Source organism: Bacteroidota bacterium (assembly GCA_018698135.1).
Taxonomy (GTDB): domain Bacteria; phylum Bacteroidota; class Bacteroidia; order CAILMK01; family JAAYUY01; genus JABINZ01.
In genome coordinates, this window is sequence record JABINZ010000132.1 from 1 (window position 1) to 7,756 (window position 7,756).

5 protein-coding genes are annotated in these 7,756 nt (G+C 31.3%); 4 read left to right on the forward strand and 1 reads right to left on the reverse strand.

Features of this window, described 5'->3' with window-relative positions; all coding sequences use genetic code 11:
* Nucleotides 1-130 precede the first annotated feature (130 nt).
* Entirely contained in the window at nt 131-652 is a 522-nt protein-coding gene (locus HOG71_08655; protein ID MBT5990913.1) for a helix-turn-helix transcriptional regulator, read from the forward strand.
* Between the two features lie 13 nt (nt 653-665).
* Here the strand turns inward: HOG71_08655 and HOG71_08660 are convergent, their stop codons facing one another.
* On the reverse strand, nt 666-2,123 hold the full coding sequence (locus tag HOG71_08660; protein MBT5990914.1) for a redoxin domain-containing protein: 1,458 nt from the start codon (nt 2,121-2,123) through the stop codon (nt 666-668).
* 464 nt (nt 2,124-2,587) lie between these two features.
* Here HOG71_08660 and HOG71_08665 point away from each other — a divergent pair, with 464 nt between their 5' ends.
* From HOG71_08665 to HOG71_08675, 3 genes are all read left to right on the forward strand, one after another.
* Entirely contained in the window at nt 2,588-5,284 is a 2,697-nt protein-coding gene (locus HOG71_08665; GenBank protein ID MBT5990915.1) for a response regulator, read from the forward strand.
* Nucleotides 5,285-5,519: 235 nt separating this feature from the next.
* Nucleotides 5,520-5,885 (forward strand): hypothetical protein, encoded by a 366-nt coding sequence (locus HOG71_08670; GenBank protein ID MBT5990916.1) that lies wholly within the window; start codon nt 5,520-5,522, stop codon nt 5,883-5,885.
* Between the two features lie 243 nt (nt 5,886-6,128).
* Nucleotides 6,129-7,756, forward strand: a 1,628-nt coding sequence (locus HOG71_08675; protein MBT5990917.1) for a tetratricopeptide repeat protein, incomplete at its 3' end; no start/stop codon positions are given.

The window sequence follows — 7,756 nt, forward strand, 5'->3', positions numbered from 1 at the left end:
AATCGATGCAATTTGCTTAAGTTATTTTATTATTATAATATTACATTTGTTTTGCAATTTAACAAAAGTTGATTATATTTGATCATGTAATGTAATATTGTAAAATTACAATTCTAAACACTTCGGAATAATGGAAAAGTTAACAAATCGAATCAAGGAATTGCTGGAAAGCAATAATTTGAACCCAAGTAAGCTAGCCGATCAGATAGGTATTAACAGATCTCGATTGTCTCACATTCTTACTGGAAGAAATAATCCTAGCTTAGAAATTATTCAGGGCATTTTGACCCACTACCCACAAATTAATCCAGATTGGTTATTATCTGGTGAGGGACAGATGTATAGAAATGATGATCATTCAGTACATCCTGAAGAGGATTTAGAGACGAATAAAGAGCCTACAAATGATTTATTTTCCTATAAACAGCCTGCAAGCAAGGAAATATCGAAATCTCAGCCATTAGAAATTGAAAAAGATCGCTCTCAACTTATTGAGAATGAAAATTTAGAGTCTAAAAAAGATGCCTCAGAAACTAATATGGAAAAAATGGATGTTTTAGGTAAAAAATCATCAAAGAATCGAGTTTCAATAAAAATGGTCACAATACTTTATGATAATAATGAATATGAAATATTGTATCCTGAAAAATAAAAAGACAGTCTAATTATTCCTGAACTTTCTCAATTTCATCAATTGGTGTTTTAACCAAATCGAATCTCTTCTCAAGTGTATTAATAATTGGTTCTATCTTATCAACTGCTATGCGTTTGGCTTGAATAGTTTTATCTTCATCAATTAGGTAAATTACTGGAGTGCTGTATACATCATACAATGTTCTGAAATTACTGAATTGCTGTGGATCGGAAACATGAATAAAGGGTAGTTTGCTTTCAATTAAAAACTTCTTCCATTCTTTAATATCCTTCCCAAGATAAACAGCAAAAACTTGTACTGAATCGGAGGGAGTTCGATTAATGAATTCCTTTAATTCTGGCATTATTTGCTTACAATGGCTACAACTTACATCCCAAAAAAGAAGAACAGTGTATTTTGATTTCAACGAATGCAACGATCGGTATTGCTTAGAAGTATCCTGCATAATTAATTCAGGAGCCTTCATTCCAATTAAATTGGAGCTCAAATTAACTACTCTTTCATATATTTTGGCAATTTGTGTTGAGTCTGCCCAGCTTGCCTTACCGCTTAAGTAATATCTTTCCGCCAAATGTACAACTACAGCATCCATGCCCATATATTGTGATCTGGCATATTTATTAAACAGTTTTATTAGGGTATATTTAAATACTTCTTCATTTGCCATGGATTTATCAATAATTCGCTGAGCGGCAAATTTGATTGAATCGGGATGCCTGATGGTTAGTTTCTCAACAAAACGATCAATTTTTGCTTCATAAATTGGGGTCCTAATTATGTTTTGATTACTTAAATCAATATTGTCAAAAAAGTGCTCCTGATAGAATCCATATAGGTAATTGCGATAAACAGAATCAGTTTCGCTAGTCATTTTGTCACGGGGAAGCGGTTCTTGCATTGCTTGTACAACAGTTGAGAAGAAGAGGTTAGGATTTTCATTAATTATTTGTTTTCTACGCTGAAAAACTTTTTCATCTATACGAATTAATTCATCTTTAATTTTTTGTTTTCCAAGCGAATCTGAAGCCTCAAGGTCATTATATTCTTGCTGGATGCTTGTTCTCTCAAAGTGGATATCTTGCATAAAATGAAGGTATTCATAGAATACTTCGTTTTCCTTTGATTCGATGACACGCATGTTTTTGACAAAATCTCCAGTGTCAGTCTCTACATATATTTTATTTTCGTTTAATATCAGTTCGAAGTAGTTTTTGTTAGGAACAATAATCAGGTATATTCCTCCTGGGAGTGCTTCTTCTCCTGAAAACACAACTATACCTTTATTGTTTACTTCAGCTGTATCTCGGATATATTTATTGTTTCCGTAATGAAATCCGAGATAAACTGGATTATTTTTATATGTTTTAAATTTTACCTTGATTTCGTAAGATTGAGAATAGAGTGTCATACTGCTTAATATAAAAAGAACAGTAACTATTAGAATCATTGAATATAGCTTAAATCGCATGTTGTGAGCTTTTTTATTTTTCGCCAAAGTTATAAAATTGTCATAAAGGCTAATTTTTTTTATTTGTGATTTAGTTCAATTTTCATTCCAGCATCTAGTTTATGACATTTTGAATTGTTTATTCTGTTTATCAATTCAATTTGTTGATAGTGTGAACAACATTCTTGCGATCAAAACTAATTGAAACCAGATATTATAGATGCGCTTTTGTATTCAGTAATGAATATATACCGAGAGAAGAAATGCTGTTGTTATTAATGTTAATTAAATAACCAATTTTTTTTATTGATTTCCCCTAAATATGATAAAATTTATTTTTTCATTTTAATGGTTCTTAGCTATTGGAAATGCATAATTCTTGCAATCGCTCCCTGAAAGTTGTAATATTGTATATTAAATAAGGAACCTTTCTTATATACTCGAAATATATAATATATAATTAATACATTATTAAATAGGTAGAATTGGATAATACACCTACATATCAGGATCTTGAGAAAAGAATCAAGATATTAGAAGGTAAAATAATCGAACTTCATACTCCTTTGGAATCAGATGCCGAAGTTAAGTGGAGCCAGATGTTTGATTTTTTAGATGAAATATTTATACTGACTGACTTAAACTTTAGCGTTGAGAAGATTAACAGGAAAGGAGCTGAGATATTAAAGAAGAATCAGGGAGAAGTATTTGGAAGGAACTGTACAGAATTATTTCAAGATCATGACAAGCAGTGCTTTATATGCCAGCACAAGGAAGTTGTAAAAACGCAAAAAGCAATTTCGTCCACAATATTTTCCGAATTCACAAAGTCTCATTTAGAAATTATTACCATACCTCTATTTAATGAGAACAACGATATAGAGAAGTTGCTTCATCAAATAAAAGATGTAAGTACCTATAAGGTAAATGAAAAAGAACTTAAGGAGGCCAATTCAAATCTCACATTAACACTTCAGAATATTCCTGAAGGTATTATTACAACTGATTATTCAGGAACTATTACCAGTATAAATGCCTACGCAAGTAATCTCTGCGGCTACACGCAATCAAATGCGGTTGGAAAACCGATTACATCAATTTTTAAATTAGTTAATATCTATACCCGCAGAGAAGAAGATATCATTAATAAAATGTTAATGACAAAAATTCAGGATGAGTCCTATGATCATTTTGAATTACAGTCAGCGAAGAATGAACATTTCTTGCTCTATTTGCGCGCTTCATTAATTAAATCAGAGGATGGAACAAACGATGGAATTATCATTATTTTCTCAGATATAACAGATAAATCCTTTGAGGCAGAAACATCCAGAGAACATGAAGAAAGGCTTAAACTCATGTTTGAGCAAACTCGGGCAAAGATTATTCAGGAAAGTGAGAAGAAGTTAAAACTGCGCATTGAAAACAATCCGGACAAAGAAGTTGATTTCGACTCTTTTGAGTTAACTGATATTGTTGATTTAGATTCATTACAGCAATTACAAGATGATTTTGCTTTTGCAAATCAGGTTTCATCAGTAATTGTTAATAATGAAGGGAAACAATTAACACGCGGAAGTAATTTTACAGAAGTCTGCAAAATAATTCGGAAACAAGAGAAAGGGAAAAAATTGTGTATTTTCTCAGATAACGAGTTACTGGCCATAAAAGGAAGTAATAAAAAGAATAAGTGTGTTGCTTGTAGCTTTTCAGATCATAGTGCTCCAATTATTGTGGGAGGTCGGCAACTTGGCAATTGGTTGATTGGCACCATCAGTAATGTTATTGAAGATGAAGATAAAGTGAAAAACTTTGCAACTCAAATAGGAGTGGATCATGAGGAGTTTAAAAGAGCTATCGCAAAAACACAAATATTAAGTCCTGCTCGAATTGAAAAAACAGTTAACTTATTATGGCATTTGAGTAAAGAGATATCCAATCTTGGTTATAATATTTTGAAGCTTTCAAAAGACATTTCAGAACGAAATATATACCAAAAACAACTTAAAGTAGCCAAAGAACAAGCGGAAGAGTCGGATAGAATGAAAACTGCTTTTCTGGCCAGCATGTCACATGAAATACGAACGCCAATGAATGCCATTATTGGTTTTGCGGATTTATTATCAGACCCAGATTTTACGGCAGAAGAAAAGGCTGAATTTATTCAACTGGTTACAAGTAATGGAGATATATTGTTGCGATTAATTGATGATATCATTGATATTGCAAAAATGGAAGCAGGCGAATTTAATGTTGATGCAGCAGCCGATTGTCATGTCAACAAAATTATTAATGAAGTAATTATTGCCTCAAAAGATAATTTAAAACGAATAGGAAAAGAAACAGTTGAACTAAAAATAAATACTGCCAGCAAGGAAGAATCATTTGCAATATTAACCGATCCTACGCGCTTTCGACAAATTTTAACCAATCTGATAGGGAATTCGCAGAAATTTACCATGAATGGTTATATAGAGGTTGGCTATGCACTTAAGACTAACGATACATTAACTGGAGAAGATTTGTTTTTGCAGTTTTATGTTAAAGATACGGGTATTGGTATTTCTGAAGAAAAAAGAGAATTAATATTTGATCGTTTTAAACAGGCAGATGATACCGTGTCTAAGAAATATGGTGGAACAGGATTAGGCCTGACTATCACTAAAAAATTAGTTGATTTAATGGGAGGGGAGATTTGGGTTGAATCAGAGGTTGGAAAAGGCTCAACATTCTATTTTACATTACCTTATAAACCTGTTGAACCAAAAGAGCAATTTATTGAAATTGGCGATAAAGTAATCGAAAACTTAGATTTAACTGGGAAAACTATTTTAGTGGTTGAAGATGTTGAATCAAATTTTAATTTACTGAAAACACTATTAGTTAAAAATAATGCAAAAATAATTTGGGCAAAAGATGGCAAACAAGCTGTAGATATTTGTAGAGCAAAAAGAATTGACTTGGTCCTCATGGATATTAAGTTGCCCATTTTAGATGGTTACAATGCCACCGAAAGGATAAAGCAAATCACCAAAAACATTCCCATCATTGCTATAACCGCATATGCTCGTGAGCATGATAAATTGAAATCTATACAAGCAGGTTGCGATGATTATATTCCTAAACCGATCAAAAATGACTTATTATTTGCATTAATAAGTAAGCACATTTCAAAGAGATAAGTAAACCCCCAGTTTACTTTTTTTGAGATTGTTGATAATTTTTCGTTTATCTACACAATAAAAAATTGATTTCTACTTTAATAGTGGATGCCAATCATATTATTAGATTTGCTTCTTTTATTAAATTGCTGATTATCAGCGTTTAATAATGTTTATTAATTTTTCTTTGTGAATCATTTTTTTTAAATATTTTTGGCGTTTTCAAAACAATCTAAAAAAACCAATTAAGACCATAATGCTACGTATAACTATATTTCTCAGCCTGATTATTACTATCATTAGTTTTTCATCATGCGAAACGACAGATCCAAACGAATTAGGTCGATTACAAGTAACTATATATTATGAAGGCGAAACAGTTTCGAATGCTGCAGTAGCACTTGCAAGCTCTCAAAAGAATCTAGATTTAGGCATCTATATTAATGAATTACGTACTAGTATTAATGGCGTAGCGAATTTTGGCGCAACAGCTCCAGGAACCTATTATTATGATAGTTATTATTATATAGATAACAATCAAACTTATTTATATGCCAATAGTATTGTTATTGTGAAGCCCGGTCACAAGCATTATTTAGAACTTAATCTTATCAAAGATTAATTATTTCAACTTTACCATTATTTCTGTTAAGATTCAAACAGATAGTCTGAATTAAATCTTTATTTTTGAAGGATTATTCCTTATTTACTGTTTTAATCTGTAATCAACATGAAGTTTATATCTAAGCTTTTATTGAGTTTAAGTTTACTAATATTCCTTAATTTTTCCCTTCAAGCACAATCTAAAATTGACAGTCTTAGTTCCCTTTCAAAGGATTTGCACGGAAAAGCTAAGATATCGTGCATGATCGAACTTTCCTGGGAGTATTTTTTTAACAATGATTTTGAAGAATGTATTCTTGAGTCAAAGGAAGCTATCAAATTGGCTCAGGATCATAAGGACTTAGTTGGAGAAGCAAAAGCACTCAATATTTTGGCTATTGTCTTTTCTCATACGAATAATGAGCAAGAAGCACGTACACATGCAAAAAAAGCTATTGAGGTAGCTAAGAAAGCTAAAAATAAAAAAGAAGAAGCAAATGCCTTAAATTTACTAGGATTGTCACATGATAAAGAACAAGACTACGATAAGGCTCTTGATTATCACTTTCAAGCCTTGAATATTCGAAGAAATACAGGAGACAAATTAGGAATTGCCAAATCGCTTAATAATATTGGGCTAATATATTATAACAGAGGACAATATGTTAAGGCAATTGATTATTATGAAGAGGCATTAATTATTAAAGAAGAATTAGGTGATATTTTAGGAACAGGAAATGTGTGCTCAAATATTGGAAATATCTATTTAAATCAAAAAAACACAGATAAAGCACTTGAGTATATTCAGAAAGCTTTGAAACTATTTGAACAAATTGATTACCAACATGGCATTGCGGTCACACTAAATACCTATGGTTTGATTTATGAGAATTTTGAAAACTATGACAAAGCCATTGAATATTATAAAAAAGCAAAAGAAATCCATGAAAGTATAGGATACTTAGCTGGAGTGTCTAATTCTTTAAGCAACATTGGAAACGCTTTTTCATTGAACAATAATTATGAAGAAGCTGTTAAATATTACAACAAAGCGCTAAATATTCGAACGGATATGGAAGATGAGAATGGTATCGCCATATCACTGCATGTTATAGGAATTGTTTATGCCAAATGGAAAAAATATGATGAAGCAATTGCTCATTATGAAAAATCGCTTGAAATTAACAGGAGGAAAGGTAATAAAAGAGAAATATCACATAATTTAACAGCTCTTGCTCAAACCTACTTAAATCAAAAAAAATATCCATTAGCTATTAGCTATTATAACGAAAGTCTTGAGTTGAGTTTGGAATTGGGCTTACTTGATAATTCTAAAAATAATTACCAGGATTTATCCCTTATTAGCAAAGAAATGGGAGATTATCAAGCTGCTTTGAAATATTTTGAATCTTATTCAAAATTCCAGGATTCCATTTTAAATGAGGATAAAATTGAGATTATTTCCAGATTGCAAACTATTTATGAAACTGAAAAAAAAGAAGCACAGATAAAAATTCAGGAATCGGAGATTGAGAAGAAAGAAGCCGAAAATAAAAGACAGCGATTGGTTATTGCATTTTTTATTATGGGTTTGATTATGATTATGGGCTTGGTAGGGGTGATCTTGAAAAGCTTACAACAAAAGAAAAAAGATAATAGAATTATTGCAGCCGAAAAGGCAAAATCAGAAGAATTACTGTTAAATACTTTACCGATAAAAGTTGTTAACGACTTAAAGAAAAATGGTAAAAGTGAACCTGAAAGCTTTGATGATGTGACTGTTTATTTCTCAGATGTTGTTGGGTTTACAAACATGTCTTCTCAATTAGAGCCTAAAGAGCTTATTAACGAGCTCAACGATATTTTTACAGCTTTTGACGATATTATGTC

Bases quoted from the DNA above. Each gene is read 5' to 3' on its own strand.
- HOG71_08660 (MBT5990914.1), bottom strand. From the start codon at position 2,123: ATGCGATTTAAGCTATATTCAATGATTCTAATAGTTACTGTTCTTTTT.
- HOG71_08655 (MBT5990913.1), top strand. From the start codon at position 131: ATGGAAAAGTTAACAAATCGAATCAAGGAATTGCTGGAAAGCAATAAT.
- HOG71_08670 (MBT5990916.1), top strand. From the start codon at position 5,520: ATGCTACGTATAACTATATTTCTCAGCCTGATTATTACTATCATTAGT.